This is a genomic window from Stenotrophomonas cyclobalanopsidis (assembly GCF_008710035.1).
GTDB classification, from domain to species: Bacteria; Pseudomonadota; Gammaproteobacteria; order Xanthomonadales; family Xanthomonadaceae; genus Stenotrophomonas; species Stenotrophomonas cyclobalanopsidis.
In genome coordinates, this window is the sequence record NZ_VYKI01000012.1 from 70,462 (window position 1) to 90,689 (window position 20,228).

22 protein-coding genes are annotated in these 20,228 nt (G+C 68.5%); 11 read left to right on the plus strand and 11 right to left on the minus strand.

The features are described from left to right. Positions 1-47: 47 nt before the first annotated feature. A complete protein-coding gene (locus tag FJU31_RS11110) occupies positions 48-1,223 on the minus strand; it encodes a thiolase family protein (protein WP_150454798.1) in 1,176 nt (391 codons plus the stop codon). 182 nt (positions 1,224-1,405) lie between these two features. On the opposite strand from FJU31_RS11110, the gene FJU31_RS11115 reads away from it, so the two are divergent. Next, complete coding sequence (locus tag FJU31_RS11115; RefSeq protein WP_150454799.1) at positions 1,406-4,258, plus strand: autotransporter serine protease; 2,853 nt, start codon at positions 1,406-1,408, stop codon at positions 4,256-4,258. Between the two features lie 65 nt (positions 4,259-4,323). Here the strand turns inward: FJU31_RS11115 and FJU31_RS11120 are convergent, their stop codons facing one another. Further along, on the minus strand, positions 4,324-5,421 hold the full coding sequence (locus tag FJU31_RS11120) for a Glu/Leu/Phe/Val dehydrogenase dimerization domain-containing protein (protein ID WP_150454800.1): 1,098 nt from the start codon (positions 5,419-5,421) through the stop codon (positions 4,324-4,326). A 274-nt stretch (positions 5,422-5,695) separates the two neighbouring features. Between FJU31_RS11120 and FJU31_RS11125 the strand changes: the two genes are divergently transcribed. Then, positions 5,696-6,784, plus strand: a complete 1,089-nt coding sequence (locus tag FJU31_RS11125; protein WP_150454801.1) for an HDOD domain-containing protein — start codon at positions 5,696-5,698, stop codon at positions 6,782-6,784. Positions 6,785-6,787: 3 nt separating this feature from the next. Here the strand turns inward: FJU31_RS11125 and FJU31_RS11130 are convergent, their stop codons facing one another. From FJU31_RS11130 to FJU31_RS11140, 3 genes are all read right to left on the minus strand, one after another. Continuing rightward, positions 6,788-8,356, minus strand: a complete 1,569-nt coding sequence (locus FJU31_RS11130; RefSeq protein WP_150454802.1) for a phospholipase D family protein — start codon at positions 8,354-8,356, stop codon at positions 6,788-6,790. A 62-nt stretch (positions 8,357-8,418) separates the two neighbouring features. Further along, a complete protein-coding gene (locus FJU31_RS11135) occupies positions 8,419-9,117 on the minus strand; it encodes an RNA pseudouridine synthase (protein WP_150454803.1) in 699 nt (232 codons plus the stop codon). 47 nt (positions 9,118-9,164) lie between these two features. Then, entirely contained in the window at positions 9,165-9,665 is a 501-nt protein-coding gene (locus FJU31_RS11140; RefSeq protein WP_108769568.1) for a M48 metallopeptidase family protein, read from the minus strand. Positions 9,666-9,727: 62 nt separating this feature from the next. Between FJU31_RS11140 and FJU31_RS11145 the strand changes: the two genes are divergently transcribed. Further along, on the plus strand, positions 9,728-10,285 hold the full coding sequence (locus FJU31_RS11145; protein ID WP_150454804.1) for a DUF2058 domain-containing protein: 558 nt from the start codon (positions 9,728-9,730) through the stop codon (positions 10,283-10,285). A gap of 106 nt (positions 10,286-10,391) precedes the next feature. Then, a complete protein-coding gene (locus FJU31_RS11150) occupies positions 10,392-10,658 on the plus strand; it encodes a DksA/TraR family C4-type zinc finger protein (protein WP_150454805.1) in 267 nt (88 codons plus the stop codon). A 661-nt stretch (positions 10,659-11,319) separates the two neighbouring features. On the opposite strand, the gene FJU31_RS11155 is transcribed toward FJU31_RS11150, so the two are convergent. Together FJU31_RS11155 and FJU31_RS11160 are read right to left on the minus strand one after the other, a co-directional pair. After that, complete coding sequence (locus FJU31_RS11155) at positions 11,320-11,913, minus strand: mechanosensitive ion channel family protein (RefSeq protein WP_150454806.1); 594 nt, start codon at positions 11,911-11,913, stop codon at positions 11,320-11,322. A gap of 35 nt (positions 11,914-11,948) precedes the next feature. Then, positions 11,949-12,128 (minus strand): hypothetical protein, encoded by a 180-nt coding sequence (locus FJU31_RS11160; protein ID WP_108769565.1) that lies wholly within the window; start codon positions 12,126-12,128, stop codon positions 11,949-11,951. Between the two features lie 124 nt (positions 12,129-12,252). Between FJU31_RS11160 and FJU31_RS11165 the strand changes: the two genes are divergently transcribed. The 3 genes from FJU31_RS11165 to FJU31_RS11175 are packed head-to-tail and all read left to right on the plus strand — an operon-like array spanning position 12,253 to position 14,266. Further along, the gene (locus FJU31_RS11165; RefSeq protein ID WP_150454807.1) at positions 12,253-12,831 is read left to right on the plus strand and encodes an RNA polymerase sigma factor; all 579 of its coding nucleotides are present in this window, start codon (positions 12,253-12,255) and stop codon (positions 12,829-12,831) included. Next, positions 12,828-13,376, plus strand: coding sequence for a hypothetical protein (locus tag FJU31_RS11170; RefSeq protein WP_150454808.1), 549 nt, complete (start codon positions 12,828-12,830; stop codon positions 13,374-13,376). Before FJU31_RS11165 ends, FJU31_RS11170 begins: the two co-directional genes overlap by 4 nt. 11 nt (positions 13,377-13,387) lie before the next feature. After that, positions 13,388-14,266, plus strand: coding sequence for a DUF4097 family beta strand repeat-containing protein (locus tag FJU31_RS11175; RefSeq protein WP_150454809.1), 879 nt, complete (start codon positions 13,388-13,390; stop codon positions 14,264-14,266). A 48-nt stretch (positions 14,267-14,314) separates the two neighbouring features. Here the strand turns inward: FJU31_RS11175 and FJU31_RS11180 are convergent, their stop codons facing one another. The 3 genes from FJU31_RS11180 to FJU31_RS11190 all read right to left on the minus strand — a co-directional run bounded on the left by FJU31_RS11180 (position 14,315) and on the right by FJU31_RS11190 (position 16,392). Further along, positions 14,315-14,497, minus strand: a complete 183-nt coding sequence (locus FJU31_RS11180; RefSeq protein ID WP_150454810.1) for a hypothetical protein — start codon at positions 14,495-14,497, stop codon at positions 14,315-14,317. A gap of 11 nt (positions 14,498-14,508) precedes the next feature. Next, entirely contained in the window at positions 14,509-14,802 is a 294-nt protein-coding gene (locus FJU31_RS11185) for a YkgJ family cysteine cluster protein (protein WP_108747862.1), read from the minus strand. A gap of 228 nt (positions 14,803-15,030) precedes the next feature. Further along, complete coding sequence (locus tag FJU31_RS11190) at positions 15,031-16,392, minus strand: Hsp70 family protein (protein ID WP_150454811.1); 1,362 nt, start codon at positions 16,390-16,392, stop codon at positions 15,031-15,033. Between the two features lie 660 nt (positions 16,393-17,052). Between FJU31_RS11190 and FJU31_RS11195 the strand changes: the two genes are divergently transcribed. Beyond that, entirely contained in the window at positions 17,053-17,388 is a 336-nt protein-coding gene (locus FJU31_RS11195; protein WP_150454812.1) for a zinc ribbon domain-containing protein YjdM, read from the plus strand. 7 nt (positions 17,389-17,395) lie between these two features. Here FJU31_RS11195 and FJU31_RS11200 read toward each other — a convergent pair whose 3' ends face one another. Then, a complete protein-coding gene (locus FJU31_RS11200; RefSeq protein ID WP_150454813.1) occupies positions 17,396-18,547 on the minus strand; it encodes a transglutaminase-like domain-containing protein in 1,152 nt (383 codons plus the stop codon). A gap of 230 nt (positions 18,548-18,777) precedes the next feature. Here FJU31_RS11200 and FJU31_RS11205 point away from each other — a divergent pair, with 230 nt between their 5' ends. Genes FJU31_RS11205 through FJU31_RS11215 form a run of 3 tightly spaced genes read left to right on the plus strand, consistent with a single transcriptional unit; the run spans position 18,778 to position 20,226 of the window. Continuing rightward, the gene (locus tag FJU31_RS11205) at positions 18,778-19,380 is read left to right on the plus strand and encodes an HD domain-containing protein (protein WP_150454814.1); all 603 of its coding nucleotides are present in this window, start codon (positions 18,778-18,780) and stop codon (positions 19,378-19,380) included. A 58-nt stretch (positions 19,381-19,438) separates the two neighbouring features. Next, a complete protein-coding gene (locus FJU31_RS11210; protein WP_246161303.1) occupies positions 19,439-19,612 on the plus strand; it encodes an oxidoreductase-like domain-containing protein in 174 nt (57 codons plus the stop codon). Next, positions 19,609-20,226, plus strand: coding sequence for a DUF998 domain-containing protein (locus FJU31_RS11215; RefSeq protein ID WP_150454815.1), 618 nt, complete (start codon positions 19,609-19,611; stop codon positions 20,224-20,226). The genes FJU31_RS11210 and FJU31_RS11215 overlap by 4 nt, the downstream gene beginning before the upstream one ends. The last annotated feature ends 2 nt before the right edge of the window (positions 20,227-20,228 follow it).

Sequence of the window (20,228 nt, forward strand, 5' to 3'; positions counted from 1 at the left end):
GTCAAGCGATCCCGCATTCATTTTTGCGAAATCAGCGTTAATCCCTTTTAGATCAATTCGATGGCGATGGCCGTTGCTTCGCCGCCTCCGATGCAGAGCGTAGCAATGCCGCGCTTGCCGCCATGCGTGCGCAAGGCGTTGACCAGAGTCACGACCAGACGCGCGCCGGACGCGCCGATCGGATGGCCCAGTGCGCAGGCACCACCATTCACGTTGATCTTCGCATGCGGGATGCCCAGCTCACGCATCGGCGCCATGGCGACGACGGCGAAGGCTTCGTTGATCTCGAACAGGTCCACCTGGTCCAGGGTCCAGCCGGTTTTCTGCAGCAGGCTGTGGATCGCGCCGATCGGGGCGGTGGTGAACCATTCCGGTTCCTGCGAATGGGTGGCATGGCCGACGATGCGCGCCAGCGGGGTGATGCCGCGCGCAGCGGCGTCTTCCTCGGTCAGCAGGACCACCGCGGCGGCGCCGTCGGAAATGCTGGACGAGCTGGCGGCGGTGACGCTGCCATCCTTCTTGAATGCGGGGCGCAGGGTGGGGATCTTGGCGATGTCCGAACGGCCCGGCTGCTCGTCGATGGCGAACTCGACCTCACCCTTGCGGGTGGCGACCTTCACCGCGGCGATCTCGTCGGCGAATGCGCCATTGGCCTGCGCGGCCTGGGCACGGCGCACCGATTCGATGGCGTAGGCGTCCTGCTCCTCGCGGGTGAACTGGTACTTGTCCACCGCGCATTCGGCGAACTCGCCCATGGCCTTGCCGTCGTAGGCGTTGACCAGGCCATCGTGGGCCATGTGGTCCACCGCCAGGAAGTTGCCGAAGCGGTTGCCGGTGCGCGAATTGGGCAGCATGTGCGGGGCGTTGGACATCGATTCCATGCCGCCGGCGACCACGACCGTGGCCGAACCGGCCTTGATCAGGTCATGGCCGAGCATGATGGTCTTCATGCCCGAGCCGCACACCTTGTTCAGCGTGGTGGCACCGGCCGACAGCGGGATGCCCGCGGCGATGGCGGCCTGGCGGGCCGGCGCCTGGCCGAGGTTGGCCGGCAGCACGCAGCCCATCAGGACCTCGGAGACGTCGCTGGCCGGAACCCCGGACTGTTCAAGGGCAGCGGCGATGGCGGCCGCGCCGAGGGTCGGGGTGGGCACGCCGTTGAACTGGCCGAGGAAGGAGCCGATGGCGGTGCGCTTGGCGGCGGCGATGACGATGTTGGACATGGCAATCTCGTTGATGCGTGAGCAATGTTCGGAAAGGAGACGGCGGCTGTTGGATGCAGCGCTGTTTCCCGGCAGACTGCGTGGGGGTCGGCCCAAGTATAGAGGGTCGGCGATGGCTGCCGCCGGGCAGCCCTTGATGCCTGCAGGGAGCTTGGCAGGCCAACGTTCATGGGAAGGAATCGATGGAACGCAAGACGATGGCACCGTCGGTCCTGGGATCGGCACTGGTGGTTGCATTGACGGCATGTGGCGGCGGAGGCGGCGGCAGCAACGTGCGCATCGATCCCCCACCGACCACCCCGCCCACCCCGCCGCCTACCACGCCTCCGCCGACCACCCCGACCCAGCCGGCCGAACCGGCGATCAACGCCCACCTGTCCATCACCAAGGCCGACGCAGCGCGCAGCGCGGGGCTGGATGGCAGCGGCGTGCGCATCGGCATCGTCGATTCGGGCGTGCAGCGCAACCATCCCACCCTGACCGGGCGGGTGCTGGCCAACTACAGCTACGTGGATCCGCGCAGCAACAACCTCAACAACGATGACGTGGTCGGTCACGGTACGGCGGTGGCCGAACTGGCGGCCGGCAAGGCCTTCGGGTCGTGGCCGGGAGGCATCGCACCGAACGCGCAGATCGTCTCCGCGCGGATCATTTCCGACACGCGCCCCACCGACGACGGGTCGGGCAACGGCAACCAGGTCGATGGTGCGCTTGGTCTGGCGGGGGTCCACCAGGACCTGATCAACCAGGGCGTGAAGATCATGAACAACTCATGGGGCGGGCTGTACTGGACCAACGCCGCGGCCACCGCCCCGATCGCGGCCGAGTACCGTCCCTTCATCATCGGCAACAACGGCCTGGTGGTGTTCGCCACCGGCAATGAATCCAAGGCCAACCCGTCGGACATGGCGGCGCTGCCCAGCCAGGCCGGCCCGAACAATTCGCGCCCGGCCGCCGACCTGGAGCGTGGCTGGCTGGCGGTCACCGCGGTCGATTCCACCGACCCCAGCAAGCTGGCCGGCTATGCCAATGCCTGCGGCGTGGCGGCCAGCTACTGCCTCGCGGCGCCCGGTGCGGCGATCTTCGTCAATCCGAATTACCCGACCGGCTCCACCCTGCTGTGGAACTACGGCACCTCGTTCGCCGCGCCGCTGGTGTCCGGTGCGGCGGCCGTGGTCTGGCAGAAGTATCCGTACTTCAGCAACGACCTGGTGCGGCAGACCCTGCTCGGCACCGCCACCGACCTCGGCGCGCCCGGCGTGGACAGCACCTTCGGCTACGGCCTGCTGAACATCGCCAAGGCCATCAACGGGCCGGCGAAGTTCGACTGGGGCAATGCCGTGGTCAATGTCTCGCAGACCGGCCTGGATTCGGTCTGGAGCAACGACATCAGCGGCAGCGGTGGCCTGGTCAAGCAGGGCGTCGGCGCGCTGGGGCTGTCGGGCACCAACACCTACACCGGCGAAACCCGCATCGAGCAGGGCACGCTGGCGCTGCGCGATGGCGCGTCGATCACCTCCAGCGTGGTGGTGGTGCCGCAGGCCGGCGTGCCTGAGGGCGCCGCGCTGCAGTTCATGACCGGCACCAGCCGGATCCGCGGCAATGTTGACAACGGCGCCACCGTCATCCTGCGCAATGCCAACACCAGCGCCACCATCGAGGGCAACTACCTGCATCGTGCCGGCGCGCGGCTGAGCATTGCGCTGGGTTCCAACCCGCTGGAGATCACCGGCACGGCCACCTTGCAGGGCGGCGACGTGCACGTCGCCAGCATCGTCAGCGGCTACGTGGCTGCCGATGGCCGCACCCAGACCGTGCTGCATGCCGGCCAGGGCGTCACCGGCCGCTTCGACGCGGTCAGCAACAGCCTGCCACAGGGCACCCTGCTGCAGAGTTCGTTGACCTACGGCAGCGACAACGTGGTGCTGGTCACCGACCGCATCAACGTCACCCAGGCCGCCAGTCTGGCGCGCGCCTCCAACGCCGCGCTGGCCTCGGCGCTGCGGGTGGAATCAGCGTTCGAGCGCCTCGATCTCGGCGCTGGCTCGGCCTCCTTCGCCGATGGCGCGGCCGCGTTGCAGCGGGTGGAAGGCAACCAGGCCCTGCAGGCCAGCCTCGACAGCCTGTCCGGCAAGGCGCATGCGCTGGCCGCTGCGGCCACCTTCGACAGCATCGACCTGGGCCGGCGTGCATTGTCGGCCCGCTTCGGCCAGGTCCAGGCCGCTCCGCGGCTGGGCGGCACCTGGCAGAACGCGCTGGGCGATGCCGGCCAGGGCAGCTTCTCGGCCAGCGGCACCGACACCCGGGGCTGGATGATGGGCCAGGACGTGGCGATGGGCGGCAACGGCGTGCTCGGCTTTGCCTTCGGCGAACTGCGCAGCTACAGCAACAGCAGCTGGGGCGGCGACCGCGGGCGTGACAGGCAGTCGCAGGCGCAGCTGTACGCGGGCTGGAGCAGCGGTGGTGCCTACGCGCTGGGCCAGGTGGGTGCCGGCCAGTTCACCCGCCAGATCGATCGCCAGCTGCTGCTGGGAGCCGGCCAGTACGGCGTCAATGCGCGATACGGCGGCAGCTTCAGCATGGCCAGCGTGGAGACCGGCTACCGCCTCGGGTCTGCGCATGCAGCGCTGACCCCCTATGTGGGCGCCGACTACGCGCGGGTCGGCAACGATCGCTTCAGCGAACAGGGCGGGCTGGGCTTCGGCCTGCGCACGCAGGGCGGTATCAGCAGCCGCAGCCAGGCGTTGGCCGGTGTGCGCGCCGAGCGCGAGTGGCGCGGCTGGTCGCTGCGCGGTTATGCCGAGTGGCAGCAGCTGCTGTCCAGCCAGGGCCTGGATGCGGACGCCAGCTTCGTCGGCGTCGACGCATGGGCACCGATGGCCGGCCTGCAGCCGACGCGTTCCGGTGGCCTGTTCGGCGTATCGGTGGAATCGTGGTTGAGCCGCAACACGCGGCTGGGCTTCGGCTACGACCAGCGCTTCGGTCCGCGTGGGGATCTGCGCCAGGTGGCGCTGCGTTACAGCGCCGCTTTCTGATCGGGGTTACCCGGTAGTGCCGGCCGCTGGCCGGCATTCCCCTTGTCCCGCGGTCGGGGGGCGGATCAACCGCCGCGCAGGTTGCCCAGGCGCGGGGTGCTGCGGCCCAGCGGCATCTTCAGCTTGCCGATGGACAGGATGCGCGCTTCGGCGATGCGGTCGGCCGCACGCTGCGGCGCGATGTTCTCTCGCTGGGACAGCTCGAAGATGCGCGTGAGGTTGTGGTAGATGCTGCGGATCAGGCGCATCGCGCGTTCGCGGTTGTAGCCGTCGATCTCCAGCGACACGTTCATCACGCCACCGGCGTTGACCGCATAGTCGGGCGCGTAGAGGATGCCGCGCGCATGCAGTTCATCGCCGATCTCCAGGCTGGACAGCTGGTTGTTGGCGGTGCCGCAGATGATCTTGGCCTTGATGCGCGGCAGGGTGTCGGCATTGATCGCGCTTTCCAGCGCGCACGGTGCGAACACGTCGGCGTTGACCTCGTGGATCTCGTCCGGCTTGACCGCCTCGGCACCGAAATCGCTGACCGCACGATCGACCAGGCTGCTGTCCAGGTCGGTCACGTACAGCTTGGCGCCGCGGTCGCGCAGCAGCTTCACCAGTTCCATGCCGATATGGCCCAGGCCCTGCACGGCGATGCTGGTCTTGCCCACTTCCTCGTGGCCGAACTTGAAGCGCAGCGACGCCATCAGCGCCTGCAGCGCGCCATAGGCGGTGAACGGGGCCGGGTCGCCGGAGCCGCCGTGGACCTGGTGCACGCCGGTCACGAACTGGCTTTCCAGGTAGATGTTCTCCATGTCGTTGACGTCGGTGCCGACGTCCTCGGCGGTGATGTAGCGGCCGCCCAGCGAGTCGACGTAGCGGCCGAAGGCGCGGAACAGCACTTCGGTCTTGTCCACCTTCGGGTCACCGATGATGACCGCCTTGCCGCCACCGACATTGAGCCCGGCCAGTGCATTCTTGTAGGTCATCGTCCGGCTCAGCCGCAGCACATCGGCCAGCGCCTCGTCGGTGCTGGCGTAGGGGCGCATGCGCACGCCGCCCAGGGCCGGGCCCAGGGTGGTGTTGTGGATGGCGATGATCGCCTGCAGGCCGGCATTCTGGTTGTGGCAGAACACAACCTGTTCGTGGCCGGTGGTGGCGAGGGTTTCGAATAGCATGGCGTCTCCGATGGCGCGATCAGCAGCGAACTGCAGCGAACTGCCAATGAACGGTAGGGTCCCAAAACAAAAAAAGCGACGTCGTCATGGCTGGGGGACGGGTCGCGAGGCGCCATTCTAGTCCATTCCCCCGGCATCTGCCGTGCAGATCCGAGCGGTCCGGGTTAAAGAAGATGAAAGTGCGGCCGATGCAGCGTCGACGGCAGGTGGCCGATGTGAAGAACGCGCAGGGGCAGTCAGTGGCAGAAGCAGTGCAACGACAGGGCCGATCCGGATGAGGCCGGCCTGGTGGCAAACGCTGGTGAAATGGGTGTCCCGGCTGTGCGGCACGGACCCGGTGCGCCTGGCGACGGCACCGCGGCAGGCCGTGGCCGCCGCGGCCGCCGCAGCCGCCAGCCTGCAGGGCGAGGCGCTGCCGCCGGCGGAGGTCGCCGCGCACCTGCAACGTGGCCTGCATGCCCTGGCGCTGTACCCGCATCTGGCTGGCGAGCCGGCCGCACCCGGCCCATCGGCGCTGGCCGAGGCGGTGGATCGGGCCCTGCGGGACCGTGACTGGGCGACCCGGCAGCTGCCGCGGCGGCCGCAGCTGTTGCCGCAGTTGATCCAGACGGTCAATGACGACGTTGCCTCGGCACGGGTGATGGCCGCGATCATCGGCCAGGACCCGGTGCTGACCGGCAACCTGCTGCGCATCGCCAACAGCCCGGCCTACAAGGTGCACGAACGGCCGGTGGACAGCCTGCAGCGGGCGGTGACGCTGGTCGGCACCGAAGGCGTGCGCCAGATCATCAGCGCCGTGCTGGTGCAGCCGGTGATGCAGGTGCAGTGCGAGGTATTCACGCAGTTCAGCGCGATCATCTGGGAGCACGCGCTGCTGGCCTCGCGCGCGGCGGCGGACCATGCGCGCACGGTCACCTTCGGCGATGCCTTCGCCGCGCAATGGCTCGGCCTGATGCAGGGACTTGGCGCAGCGCTGGTGATGCGCCAGCTGTTGCAGGAGGCGCAGATCCGGGGTGAGACCGTTGAGCCTGCGGTGGCCCTGGACCTGCTGGAGCGGTGGTCATTGCCGCTGGCCCAGCGTGTGGTCGCAGCGTGGGAGCTGCCCGAACAGGTGCATCAGGCGCTGGCCGCCGACGCCCAAGGGGCGCTGGCCGACAGCCTGCGCCTGGGCAGCGCGGCGGCGGCGGCCAGCCTGCTGTGTCGGCATGGCCACGGCACCCAGGCACGCATGCTGGCGCTGCTGGAGCAGCTGCCTTCGGCACCGGCGCACGCGCTGCGCGGCATCTGGCGGCGGCTGCATGGGCGCAACGTTGAGACCTTGGACGAGGCCTTGCACGATGCCCACAGCAAGGCTGGGACATGAGCGCTACAGCTGCGATTCCAGCGGCAGCCAGCCGATCACCCGCGACAGGATTCTCTGGCGCGGCGTGGACTCAGGCTCGGCGTCGGCCCAGCGTGGTGGGGGTGTACGCTCCAACCAGCGGAGCTCGTCGTCGGGGCCAAGTGCAAGCCACCAGCTGTGCTGCGGATCGGCCAGACGCAGGTATTCCTGCCGTAATCTCCGGCCCAGCACAGGGTCATCGAACAGCACGCCCATCTCCGTGTTGAGGTACGCCGAGCGCGGGTCCAGGTTGAACGAGCCAACGAAACCGCGGCGATCATCGATGACAAAGGCTTTCGTGTGCAGGCTGGCGCCACTGCTGCCAAAGACCCCGCCGTTGCCTGACTGGCCCTGGGCCTTCAGCTCGTAGAGCTGCACGCCTGCCTTCAGCAGCGGGACCCGGTAACCGCGATAGCCGCCGTGGACAGCAGCGACGTCATTGGCGGCCAGTGAATTGGTGACCACGCCAACCTGCACGCCGCGCTCGCTCATGGTCGAAAAGCCGTCCAGCCCTTCGTTGCCGGGCACGAAGTAGGGCGAGATGAGCAGGGCTTTGGTGCGCGCCGACTGCAGCTGCTTCACCAAGGTACTGACCAGCCATTGCGAACGGTCATCCCGCTTGTGCTTCAGCGGGGGGTCGGACATGACGCTGACGTTGCTGCTCCAGTGCAGTGCCGTCAGATAAGGGCGGCGCGATTCCCGCAGGCCCTTTCCGCGCTCCAGGTAGGGATGGGCGGCATCGCGACCGGCTTCGTGCCGGATCTGGCGCACCAGCAGGCGCAGTTGCGCGTCGGTCTGGAACGCCATGGCGGCTACCGGAATCGCAGCCTCGCTATTCCAGTAATCGTCAAAGATCAGGCTGGCATCGGTCACGGCCGGGCCTGCCACAAGCAGGTCCAGATCCTGGAAGTTCACATCCGTGCGCGCGCTGAAATACGCTTCGCCGATATTGCGTCCGCCGATGATCGCGACCCGGCCGTCGGCAATCCAGCTCTTGTTGTGCATGCGGTGGTTGACGCTGAAGAAGCGCTGCACCATCTCGACCATGCGCAGCAGCCCGCTGCGGTTTCGGAACGGGTTGTACAGGCGGATTTCAATGTTCGGATGGCGGTCAAGGGCCAGCATCAGCCCATCCTTGTCGCGCCCGTTCATGTCATCCAGCAGCAGGCGGACCCGCACGCCGCGTTCGGCGGCGTCATACAGGGCCTTGGCCATCAGATGACCCATCAGGTCGTCGTGCCAGATGTAGTACTGCAGGTCGAGGCTGCGCCCGGCCTGCCCGGTGATCAGCGCGCGGGCCGCGTAGGCGTCCATGCCATCGCCGAGAAAGGCGACGCCTGACTTGCCGGGATGTGTCCGTTGCTGCGGGCCGAGCACCTGATCGATCGCGGTCTGCGAAGGCTGCACGGGCAGGGCATGGCTTGCCGGTCCGTGCGCCTGCGGCGTCAGGTAGTCGGCCAGCAGCAGGCCGGACAGCACCAGCAGCACCAGTAAAGCAACGAGGATGATTGCGCACCGTAGTGCGCGTCGCCACAAGGGCCGGTGTGTTTTCATCCCTGCATGCTAGAGGATGGGCGTCATGCTGGAATGACGCCGCGCAAGCGGGGCGCGCAGGCTCAGAACCGCTCGTCGCTGCCCAGGTAACGCCACTGCGCCGGTGGCAGCGGCCCCAACGCCACGCGGCCGATGCGCAGGCGGCGAACCGCGGCCACCTGCAGCCCGGCGTTGCCCACTGCCGTGCGCAGGCCCTTGGCGGTCAGGCCCTTGCCGGCGAAGCGCAGGCGCTGCTCGTTCTGCCAGCTGACCTTGGCGCCACCGGATTCGTGCTGCAGCCGCGCCATCAGCCACGGCCCGCGCTCGGGCCCGCCCTCGGCCACTTCCACCAGGTATTCCTGCTCGGTGCGGCCCAGATTGCGCTGCAGGTGGGCGAGGGTGGCCGGGTCCTGGCTGACCACGACCAAGCCGCTGTCGGCCGCCGGCAACGATGCCGCCAGCTGCAGCCCATGGAAATGACGCTGCAGCGGACGGATGTCGCTGGCGTCGAGCTGGCTGCGGGTGGCGCTGCTCACCATTGCGCACAGCGCCTCGGCGGCCACGCCGGCGGGCTTGTGCAGCAGCATGGTGACCCGTTCGGCCTTGGTGTCTTCGGCCTGTTCAGCCATCACGATCACCGCGCTCTCATCGACCGGGCGCTGCGGCTGTTCGACCACCTCTCCATTGACTGTCACCCAGCCGCCCTCGATGTAGCGGCGCGCTTCGCCGCGCGGGATGCCGAGCAGGGCAGACAGGGCTTTGTCGAGACGGGTCGGTTCCATGGCGGGCAGGTCGGTCAGGGGGCGCGCAGTGTAGCTGCTGCGGGCGGTCAGCGCTGGCTGCGGTTGGCCAGCTCGGTCAGGTACAGGCGGGTATCGAACTCCAGCTGCAGGTACTCCGGCTCCATGTGCTGGCACAGCTGGTAGAAGGCCTTGTTGTGGTCGGCCTCCTTCAGGTGGGCCAGTTCATGCACCACGATCATGCGCAGGAAGGCGGCCGGCGCCTGGCGGAACACGGTGGCGATGCGGATCTCGCGGCTGGCCTTGAGGCGGCCACCGTGCACGCGGGAAATGGCGGTATGGGTGCCAAGCGCGTGCTTGATGACTTCCAGCGTGTTGTCGTAGCAGACCTTGTTGAGCGGGACCGATTTGCGCAGGTAACGGTCCTTCAGGTCTTGGGTGTAGTCGTACAGCTGGCGGTCGCTGCGCACCTCGTGCGGGTCGGGGTAGCGCTGCTGCAGCCAGGGGCCGAGCTTGCCCTGGGCCAGCAGTTCGCTGACCTGGGCGACCAGGGGTTCGGGGTAGCCGGTGAGGTACTTCAGGACAGCCATGCAGGGGCGGCGGGGCGTCGGTAGAATGGGGCATCCAAGATTACACGCGGTACGCAACGACCATGGCAAAGCCCAACGCGCTGCAGGAACAATTGCTCAAGGCCGGCCTGGCCAAGAAGTCGCAGGCCAGCGCCGCCGCGAGCGCGCAGGCCAAGGCCCGCCAGGGCAAGGCCGAATCGACCTCGGCCGAGGTCCAGCGCGACGCTGAACGCGCCCGCGCCGAGAAGGTTGAACGTGACCGCGCGCTCGCTGCCGAGCGCAATGCCCAGGCCAAGCTGGCTGAACAGAAGGCGCAGGCGAGGCAGATCATCACCGCCCATGCCGTGCCCCACAAGGGCGATGACGAGTACCGCTTCAGCGACGGCGCGGCGATCCGCACCCTGCTGATCGACCCCAAGCTGCGCAAGGCGCTGTCGGTAGGCGTGCTGGTGATCGTCGCCCAGGGCGACGGTTACGCGCTGCTGCCGCGTGCCGCCGCCGAGAAGGTGCGTGAGCGCGCCCCGGAAGCAATCATCGTCGACCACGGCCAGCCGGGCTCGACCGCCGAGATATCCACCGGCAACGCCGAGGACGACGCTTACTACGCCCAGTTCCAGGTCCCTGACGACCTCGTCTGGTAAGGCGCGGCTGAACCGGCCGCGTCGATCGCCGGGCCGGGGCCGGCGCTGCCATTTGCGGCGGGGTGTATCGTCCCCATATCAGGCGACACACCTGCGGAGGATGGCCATGGCCACCGGATGGGCGGCAGACGGCGCGGTCCAGGACCAGATCGACGCCACCGTCGACGATGCAATCGCCCGCGCGCGGCGCCAGCTGCGGCAAGGCCCGGGTCTGGAACACTGCGAGGAATGCGACGCGCCGATTCCGTTGGCGCGGCGGGAGGCCGTGCCGGGCGTACGGCTGTGCGTGGCCTGCCAGCAGGCGCTGGACGACGATGAGCAGGCGCATGCCGGTTACAACCGGCGCGGCAGCAAGGACAGCCAGCTCAGGTAAAGGGGGTTTTTATTGCAGGGCTGCGCCGTGCACCTGCTCAATGCAACGGCAACAGCCAAGGCAAGAGCGGCGTTCAGTGGGATGGCGGAGCGGTGTGGGCTTGCAGGACACGCCGTCAACCCGTCCATGGGGGCTCGACGGCGCCATCCATGGCGCCAACGGTCCTGCAAGCCCACACCGCCCCGCCTCTGACAGATTCCGTTTGCTGTTGGTAGGTGTCGACCTTGGTCGACACATCTGTCAGATATTGAATGAATTCATCCGTGTCGACCAAGGTCGACACCTACCAGAGCGGACGCTGTTCCGGCAGATCGCGGGAACCTGTCGAAGGCGGGGTGGGTCCGGTTGAGGGGCGTGAGCCGCATGGGCCCGAGGCATGCCTCGGGCGGGTTGCGCAGGACGCCCAACCCCGGTCTTGCCGTGGGCGCAGGACTGCGCACACGAGCAAGCGGCGACCGAGCTTACATGGGTGAGGGCGCTTTGCTTGCGAAGCACTGCGTCGCAAGCGCCCGAACGCACAGCCGCCAGCGGCTGGGCCGGGCCCCGGAGGGGGACTTGCATTGCTCCCCTCAACCGGACCCACCCGCCAACCCATGGAAAGCCAGCTCTTGCTCTGGCCTCTGCAGGTGCAGAGCGCAGCCCTGCAAAGAAAAACCCTCCCTCAGCCGTCGCCCTGGATGCCACCCGGGGCATGCGAAGGATCGCGCCAGCGTCGCACCGTGCGCTGGAAGAACAGGTTGTTCGGCAGCTGCAGCACCGTGCCCTCGTGGCCATTGCCGGTTTCCTGCAGCGTCGTGTAGATCAGGTTCACGTCGATCACCCGGCCCTTCAGGCCCGGCTTCTCGCCGTTCTCCAGCACCTCGATGTAGTCATGCAGGCGGAACGGGCGCGTGGTGAAGATCAGCAGCGTGCAGAAGATGTTGGACAACACGCTCCACGCCGCGAAGAACGCCACCGCGCCCACCGCGGCAAAGCCGGTGAAGGCCGTCCACAGCACCGATGGCTTAGCGCCCAGCAGGCTGAGGATGTACAGCAGCGCGCTGAAATAGACCACGAAACTGGTGATCCGGCGCGCGCCCATCGCCATCTCCGGCGGCAGCGTGTAGTGCTCGGCGAAGCGGCGGATCAGGCGGCGGGCAAGCACCCGCAGCAGCCAGGCGACTACCAGCACCAGCATGATCTGCAGGGCGATGCCGATGTAGTGCAGCCACGGGTGGCTCCAGGCGGGCAGGTGGTCTTTCAGCGACAACATCATGGGGCGACAGCATCTGGCGTTAACGACCCTTGATGTTACCCGGCGCGTGCCGGGGTTTCGACCGATCCGGACCAGGCCACGCAGACCAGGGCCTGGCGATGCTGATGCACACAGGCTTGGCCGCTGTCCGCGCGCAGCTGCAGCGACAGGTCCAGGGCCTGCAGCACGACGCAGGCGACGATCACCAGCAAGGCGGCGCAGGAGGGGCTGGACATGGCAGGACTCCGGGAATTTTCACCAAGGACCCTGCATGGATGCAGCCAGCACCGAAAAGGTTGCAATGCAGCTGCCGTCAATGGGGGGGTTAAACCTTTTTCCGGCCCGCCGCATCCAAGCGATATGCTCGACACCACCATGCCAGCGCTGCCTGCCGCCAACGACGCCGTCGACGATCCCGACCTGGTGCGGGCCGCAGCCGCCGGAGACATGGCGGCCTATGAACAGCTCTACCGGCGCCACTCGCCGCGTGTGTTCGCCGTGCTGTGGCGGCTATGTGGCGGCCAGCAAGCGCGCGCCGAAGATGCGTTGCAGGAAGCCTTCCTGCAGGCTTGGAAGGCGCTGCCGGGGTTCCGTTTTGAAAGCAGCCTGTCCACTTGGCTGCACCGGCTGGGCGTGAACGCGGCGCTGATGGAACTGCGCGGTCGCGCCGCCGGGCAGGACCACGACAGCCTGGAGGATGTCGACGGCGACCTGCAGGAGCTGGCCGTGCACGATCGCTGCGCCGGCACCGAGCGCGACCTGGAGCGCGCGCTGGCGACGCTGCCACCACGGGGCCGTGCGGTGCTGGTACTGCACGACATCGAGGGTTGGAAACACCAGGAGATCGCCGAACAGCTGCAGATGGCCGTCGGCAGTTCCAAGGCACAGCTGCACCGCGCGCGTGGCCTGTTGCGCGCGCGTCTGGGAGACATGACATGAGTACCCACGAAACCGACCACGACCACGACCACGACCCCGATCTGCAGGCGCGGCTGCGCGCGCTGCCCGACCAGCGCACGCCCCCCGCCGATGGCTGGGCACGCCTGGCCGCGCAGCTGCCACCACGCGAGGCCGCGCCCATCGCGATGGAGCACGCAGACAACGTCGTCCCCCTGCCACAGCGCCGCCGTCTGCGCGGGTGGCTGCCGCTGGGCACGGCGCTTGCCGCCAGCCTGGCCGTCTATGCGGTTGCACCGTGGCGGCAGGCGCCGCTGCAGGCACCGGCGCCATCGACCCTGCAGTTGCAGGCGGCGGCCATGACCGAGCAGTACCAGCAGGCGGTGGCATCGCTGCCCGGTGGCCGCGCGGCCGCATGGCAGCCGGCCCTGCACGAACTGGATGAAAGCGCGGCACAGATCCGTGCCGCGCTGGCGCAGGATCCGCGCGCACCGCACCTGCTTGGACAGCTCAAGCGTACCTATGCGCTGCGGCTGGAATTGACCCGGCAGGCGGCGCAGGCCGCCGCGGCCGGAATGACAACCTAAGGAGACACCCCATGCGATCCCTTTTTCCGCTCTGCGCTGCGTTGCTGCTGTTGCCCTCGCTGGCCCTGGCCGACACCCGCGTCGATGAGCGCCATACCCTGGCCAGTGGTGGCCGCATCGAGCTGAGCAACGTGGCCGGCAAGGTCACCGTGCGCGGCTGGGACCGCAACGAGGTACAGCTGACCGGCAGCCTTGGTGATGGCCTGCAGCTGCGCCAGGAAAAGAGCGCCAACCGCGTGCGCTGGGAAGTGGAGTATCCGCGCCGCCACACCAGTGGCACGGCGACGCTGGTGCTGAATGTCCCGCGTGCCTCGGAACTGCTGCTGAGCACGGTCAGTGCCGACCAGGACATCAGTGGCATCGACGTGCGCCGCCTGCAGGCCGATACGGTCAGTGGCAGCCTGACCGCGGCCGGACGCAGTGGCGACAGCAAGCTCAACACGGTCAGTGGCAATGTCATCGCCAAACTGCAGACGCCGCGGCTGGACGTGAACACGGTCAGTGGCCGCATCGAGGCCGGTGGCGGCGTGTCTGGGGATATTGGTGCGCAGACGGTGTCCGGTCGGGTGGGCGTGGATGCCGGCCGCGTCCAGCGCCTGGCGGTGGAGACGGTCTCGGGCGGCATCGATCTGTCCACCTCCGGCCTGGCGCCGGGGGGCCGCATCAACGTCGAATCGGTCAGTGCGTCGGTGAACCTGCGGTTGCCGGTCAAGGTCTCGGCACAGCTGTCGGTGAACAGCTTCGCCGGCTCGATCAACAGTGATGCCGGCACCGTGGAGCGGCCGCGCTATGGGCCGGGCAGCAGCCTGGACACAAAGCTGGGTGGCGGTGATGGTGACATCCGCATCCAGTCGCATTCGGGCAGCGTGCGGGTCAGCCTGGACCGCTGAGCGCGGCCCGGCAGGCCGCGGCGGCAGCGCCGCCGCGGTCAGGGTGGGTCAGCTGGCTTTCTTCAGCGCCCAGGTGGTGCCAAGCACTTCGATCTTGCCACCGCTCTTGCGGAACGCGGCCAGATCGGACGCAATCGAATCGCTGCTGACCGTGCTGCTGGCGGCCGCGCCCTTGCGTTCGCTGCGGATGCTGTTGGTAGCCTTCGCGGGGGTCTTTGCCTTGCGGGGCATGGTTGCTCCTGTCAGGTGGAAGGGGAGGAAAGCGACCAGGCATCGGCCTGGCGCAGGTAATCCTGCCGCTCGCGGCGGCAGTCGTCGCCACCCATCGAAAACTGGCGGCAGATCGCCGGGCGCTGCGAATAGATCGTGCAGCGCAGGTGATAGGGATCGATCGCCGCGCACCAGCCCTCGTCATTGCGCGCCATCACGGCACGGCCGTGCCTGTCGCGCGAGGTATACTGGCGGGGCACGTCGTCGCCCGCCTGCAGCAGCACGGGCAACCGGCAACACACCGCGTCACAACGGCGGCAGTCGATGGGTGCAGGTGCTTCTTCAGGTTGTGCGGCCACAGGGGCCAGGCGGGTGCCCAAAGCGGGTCTCGATGGCGGCTCGGGTAATACGCGGACCATGAACGAGCCAGAAGGCATGGCCGCAAGGCCCGCGAAGCGGGCCGGGCCCTACCCGGGTACACACACCGGCGCAGCCGGCGGAAGGTAGAGCCCTATCAAGCCTGCTGAGGGTAGCAAACTCCGCGTAACGTTTTGTTAATCCCGGCTGGCTGCCGCGAGCGCCAGGCCCTGGACGACGCCCAGGGAGGGCTCGCCGTGGACCATGCGGGCGCCCGGGAAGGCCTCGGCGGCGGCCTGCCGCAGGTAGCCGGCGCGGGACATGCCGCCGGTCAGGAACACCGCATCCGGGTCGCCGCCGATGTCGCTGCGGACCTGGGCCAGCAGCTCGCGGATCTGGGTCAGGTAGCCCGAGGCGGCCGTGGCCAGGCCTTCGGTGCTGCTGTCGGCATGCAGGTCGCGGGCGATGTAGTCCAGCGTGCTGCGGTGGCTGGGGCTGCTGCTCAGGGCGATCTTGGCGCGTTCGACGTCGCGGTACAGGCGCGCGGTATTGCCGGTGTCCTGCAGCGCCTGCAGGCGCGAACCCCACGGGTCGTCGACATGTTCGTACTTGTGCTGGCGGAAGTCGCGCTGGCGGGTCATGTCCTGCACGGTGGCCGCTTCCACGTAGTGGTGGGCGGGCACGCGGGTGACGCCACGGCCGAACAGTGGCATGTAGCTGGACAGGCTCAGCGACAGGTCGATATCGGTACCGCCGCGGGCGATGCCCCAGGCGCGGTGGATGCGTGGGGCGGCATCGCCACCTACTTCGGCGTGGGCGATGTCGGTGGTACCGCCGCCGATGTCGACGATGACGGCCTGGTGCCGCTCACGGCTTTCGGCGTGGTAGTGCATGGCCGCCGCGGCCGGTTCCTCGAGGAAATCGATCTGGTCGAACCCGGCCTGGGTGGCGGCCTCGCGCAGGATGTCCAGCGCTTGGTCGTTGCCGGCGGCGCCGATCGAGCTGCGGAACTGCACCGGGCGGCCGAGCAGGGCCGCGCGCAACGGCTGGCCGAGCTGGGCGCTGGCGGTCAGGCGGATGTGTTCGAGAATGTGCGCGGCGATGCCGGTAATGGTCTGCCGCGCGCGCGGGTGCAGGTTGTAGCCGAGCATCGACTTCGGGCTCTGCACCAGGTTGCCTTCGTGCTCCTCGAAATAGGCTTCCAGCGCGTCATCGCCGTAGATGGCGTTCTGCAGCAGGTCGCTGGCGCTGCGCTCCTTGCCGGCGCGGGCTTCCATCCATTCGCGGCGCAGGGCGCGCAGGGCTTCGCGGCGCAGTGCCTGCGGGGTGCGTTCCTGGCCGGCGGCGCGCGCGGCACGGGCGGCGCTGTCGATCATCTGCTGCAGTTCGTGTTCCTGGCCGGCGTCGAGCTGGAAGTCGTCCGGGTCGGGCACCACGCCGGGGAAATACACGCTGGTACGAAACTGCTCGGCGTCACCGAAGCGGATCGGCAGCAGCCGTCCATCACGGACGATGGCGGCGGCGGAGTTGCTGGTACCGAAGTCGATGCCAAGGCGCATGGGAAGATCCGGGGCGGGCGGGGGCCGCGCACTCTGCTGCAGTTCGGGTCTTCCTGCAAGTTCCTGTTGGCTTCGGGTGGGTTCAGCGCCTCCATGGATCGCTCGGGCGGCGCGGGGAGGGGCGGACGGGACACGCGGTAAATCCCCCTCCGGGGTCCGGCCCAGCCGCTGGCGGCTGTGCGTTCGGTCGCTTGCGAAGCAGTGCTTCGCAAGCAAAGCGCCCTCACCCATGTAGCTCGTAGGCGCCGTCCCTGGCGCCTACGGTCCCGTCCGCCCCTCCCCACGCCGCCATGACAGTTCCCCGGCGCCGCGGCAACAGACAGCAAAGCAGCAGCTCAGGCTTCTGATTGTCCCGGCCGCCAGCGCGGGAAACTGTCCGGAGGCGAGGGGCCATGCGGGGCAGGACCGTTGGCGCCATGGGCCCGAGGCATGCCTCGGGCGGGTTGGGCAGGACGCCCAACCCCGGTCTTGCCGTGTGCGCAGGACAGCGCACACGAGCAAGGCGCCATCGAGCACCATGGAGGGGATTTTGCGTGTCCTGACCCGCATGGCCCCTCGCCTCAAACCAGTATCAACAGAGGCGCCACACGCGGGAAAAAATGGAAGCACGGACCCGCCGGTTACAATGGCGGTTGTTGATTCATTTTGAGGTACTTGCTGATGTCGTCCGCTCCCGCTTGCCCGCAGTGCACCCTGGAAAACACCTACGCCGATGGCGCGCTGTGGATCTGCGCCGACTGCGGTTTCGAGTGGACCGCCGAGGAGGGCGCCGGCACGGCCCTGGTCGTGCGTGACAGCAACGGCAACACCCTGCAGGCCGGCGACACCGTCACCGTCATCAAGGACCTGAAGGTCAAAGGCTCGTCCATCCCGCTCAAGCAGGGCACGGTCATCCGCAACATCCGCCTGGTCGAGGATGACGCCGAACACATCGAAGGCAACTCGGACAAGATCAAGGGCCTGGTGCTGAAGACCTGCTTCCTCAAGAAGGCCTGAGCCGTCCTCAGCGCCGCGCCTGCTGGGTGCGCAGGCGCGACAGGCCGTCCAGCTTGGCCTGGTAGCGCTGCTGGTTGCTGTTGCCGCCCAGGGCACGTGCCCGCGTCAGCTCGCGGTCGGCACGCGCCAACTGCCCACTGAGGAAATAGGCGCGCGCCAGCCCGAAATGGAACTGGTGCGCGTTGTCGTACAGCTGCACCGCGCGCCGGTAATAGCGGATCGCCAGGGCCAGGTCGCCACTGCGCTCGGCGGCGGCACCGGCCATGTACTGGGCAAACGGATCATCGCGCTGCACCGCCTTCAAACGCTGCTCCAGCGCCTGCGCCTGCGTTACCAGGCCCAGGCGGCGATACAGCACGCTGGCGTTGATCAGCGCCGAATCCTCGCGGCCATCCAGGCGCAGCGCATTCTCGAGTGCGGCACGCGCGCCAGCGAGGTCACCTTCGCGGCTGTCGAGGACGCCGAGGTTGTTCCAGGTCGGCGCGAAATCCGGCGCACGCGCCAGTGCCGCAGTGAAGAACGCGCGCGCGCCCACCTTGTCGCCCGCGGTCATGCGCTCGGCGCCGCGGTTGTTGTAGAAGTGCGCCAGTGCGCGGTCGAGCGGGATCGGGTGCGGGCCGCGGCGGTCGTAGAGGATGTTGCGGTCGAGGTCGACGGTGCCCCCGCGTCCGTCCACCACGATCCCCACATTGACGTGGCCCACGCTGTAGACCACGCCCTGTTCCTGGTCCTGGTACCAGGACACCACGCGATCCACCTCCTGCACGCGCGCCTGGATGCCGGCTTCGCGCGCCAGGGCGGCGAACAGCAGGGTGAACGCCAGGCAGTTGGCCTGCCGCTTCTGCCAGATTTCCGTGAGCGTGTAGGTCGCCGCCGGGTCGTACTGCAGGTCCAGCGCCTGCGCACCGAAGATCATTTCGGCCAGCGCCTGCAGGCGCTGCTCGCGCGAGCTGTGGCGGGCGATCACCCGTGTCTGCAGCATCTGCCGCAGCGGTGCGGGAATGGCCAGCACCTGCTCCGGTGTCGGCACGCTGGCCACCGCAACCGGTGCGGCCGGCGCCACCTGGGGGGCGAGTGCTGGAGGATCCTGGGCCAGGGCGGCTGATACGCCCGTGGCAGCCAGCAAAGGTGCAAGGCAACAAGCGGCAAGACGGCGCATGGCAGTTTCCTGCGGCGGCGGGTAGGCCCGTCTGCCAGCAGTGTAGACCCGCACGGGGGGGCCGGCATCAACCATTGGCCGGCCGTCCGCGTTCATCCACATGCGGTGTGGACCAGCCCGCGACAAAGCTGTGGACAACTCCTTGCCAGCCTTGCCCGGCAAGCGATGTGAGCGGCTGGTGAAAAATTGTCCAGCTTGCCCGCGGCGCCTGCGGGCGGGATGATCCCTGCATGGACTTCGCCCCGATCCCGCTTGCACCGGCGCAGTGGCAGACGCTGCAGGATGCCTACGCCACGCCGCCGCGCGCCTACCACCACTTCGGCCACGTGCGTGCGGTGCTGCAGCACTGCCAGGACGTCGCGGCCGGGCCGGGATGGCAGCAGCCCGCCGAGGTATATCTGGCGGTGCTGTACCACGACGCCATCTACCAGGCAGGGCGCAAGGACAACGAAGCGCGCTCGGCCGAGCTGGCGCGCAGGGTCATCGCGCATGCGCCGGAGCTGTCGGGCATCGATGCCGCGCGGGTGGAGCAGCTGATCCTGCTGACCGCGCGCCACGGCGAACTGGGACCAGACGACGTGGACGCCGAGGCGGCCCTGTTCCTGGACTGCGACATGGCCATCCTGGCGGCCCCTGAAGCGGTGTTCGCCGCCTACGACCGCGGCGTGGCCGAGGAGTACCAGGGCGTGGTGCCGGGCTTTCTCTACCGTGCCGGCCGCCGCCGCTTCCTGCAGGGCCTGCTGCGCGCGCCGCGTATCTTCCTCAGCGACTTCTTCCACCAGCGCCTGGATGCGGCGGCGCGCGCCAACCTGCAGCGGCAGCTGGACGCCTGAGCGGGATCGTTACACTGGGCGCCTGTCTGCAACGCCGTGCCTGCCCGTGACCGACCCCGTGTCTGCGCCTGATCCCGATCCGCGTCCGCTACCGCCGGAAGAGCCCGGCCCCAACGAATGCTGTGGCAGCGGCTGCCCGCTGTGCGTGCTCGACCTGTATTCCGACGAGCTGCAGCGCTACCGCAAGGCGCTGGCCGAATGGAAGGCACGGCATCCGCAGGAGGCGTCATGACGCGCGCGCGGCCGGCGGCATTGCTGGCCATGGTCGCGCTGCTGCTGTTCATCGCCACGGCGCTGTGGACCCAGTTCGCGCGCAGTGACCTGGACTGGGTGCAGACCACCCTGAGCATCTACCTGCACGGCCCCTGGGGGCTGGCCCTGCGCAGCGCCTATTGCCTGCTGGCGCTGGCCATCGCCGTGCTCGGCGCCGCGCTGTACCGGCACAGCACGGGGCCCCGCCGCAGTGCCGCCGCACCGCTGCTGTTCACCGTGGCCGCGCTCGGCCTGGCGACCGTGTCCATCGGCGACAGCTGGCTGCCCGAGGCGACGCCACTGCTGGCGCCGCTGGTGCATGGCGTGGCTGCGAACACCGCCTTCCTGTGTGCCAGCGTCGGCATGCTGCTGCAGGCCTGGTACCTGCGCCGTGAGCCGGGCTGGCAGCGCAGTGCGGCGCTGCTGTGGGGCTGGGCGTGGCTGGCCTTCGCCCTGTTGTGGCTGCACGTGCTGTGGCGGGCAGGTCCGCCGCGTGGGCTGGGCCAGAAAACGGTGATCGTGGTGATCGTCGGCTGGCTGCTGTGGCTGGCGGTGGCGATGTACCGGCGGGGTAGCCGCAGCGCGTCCCGCTGAAC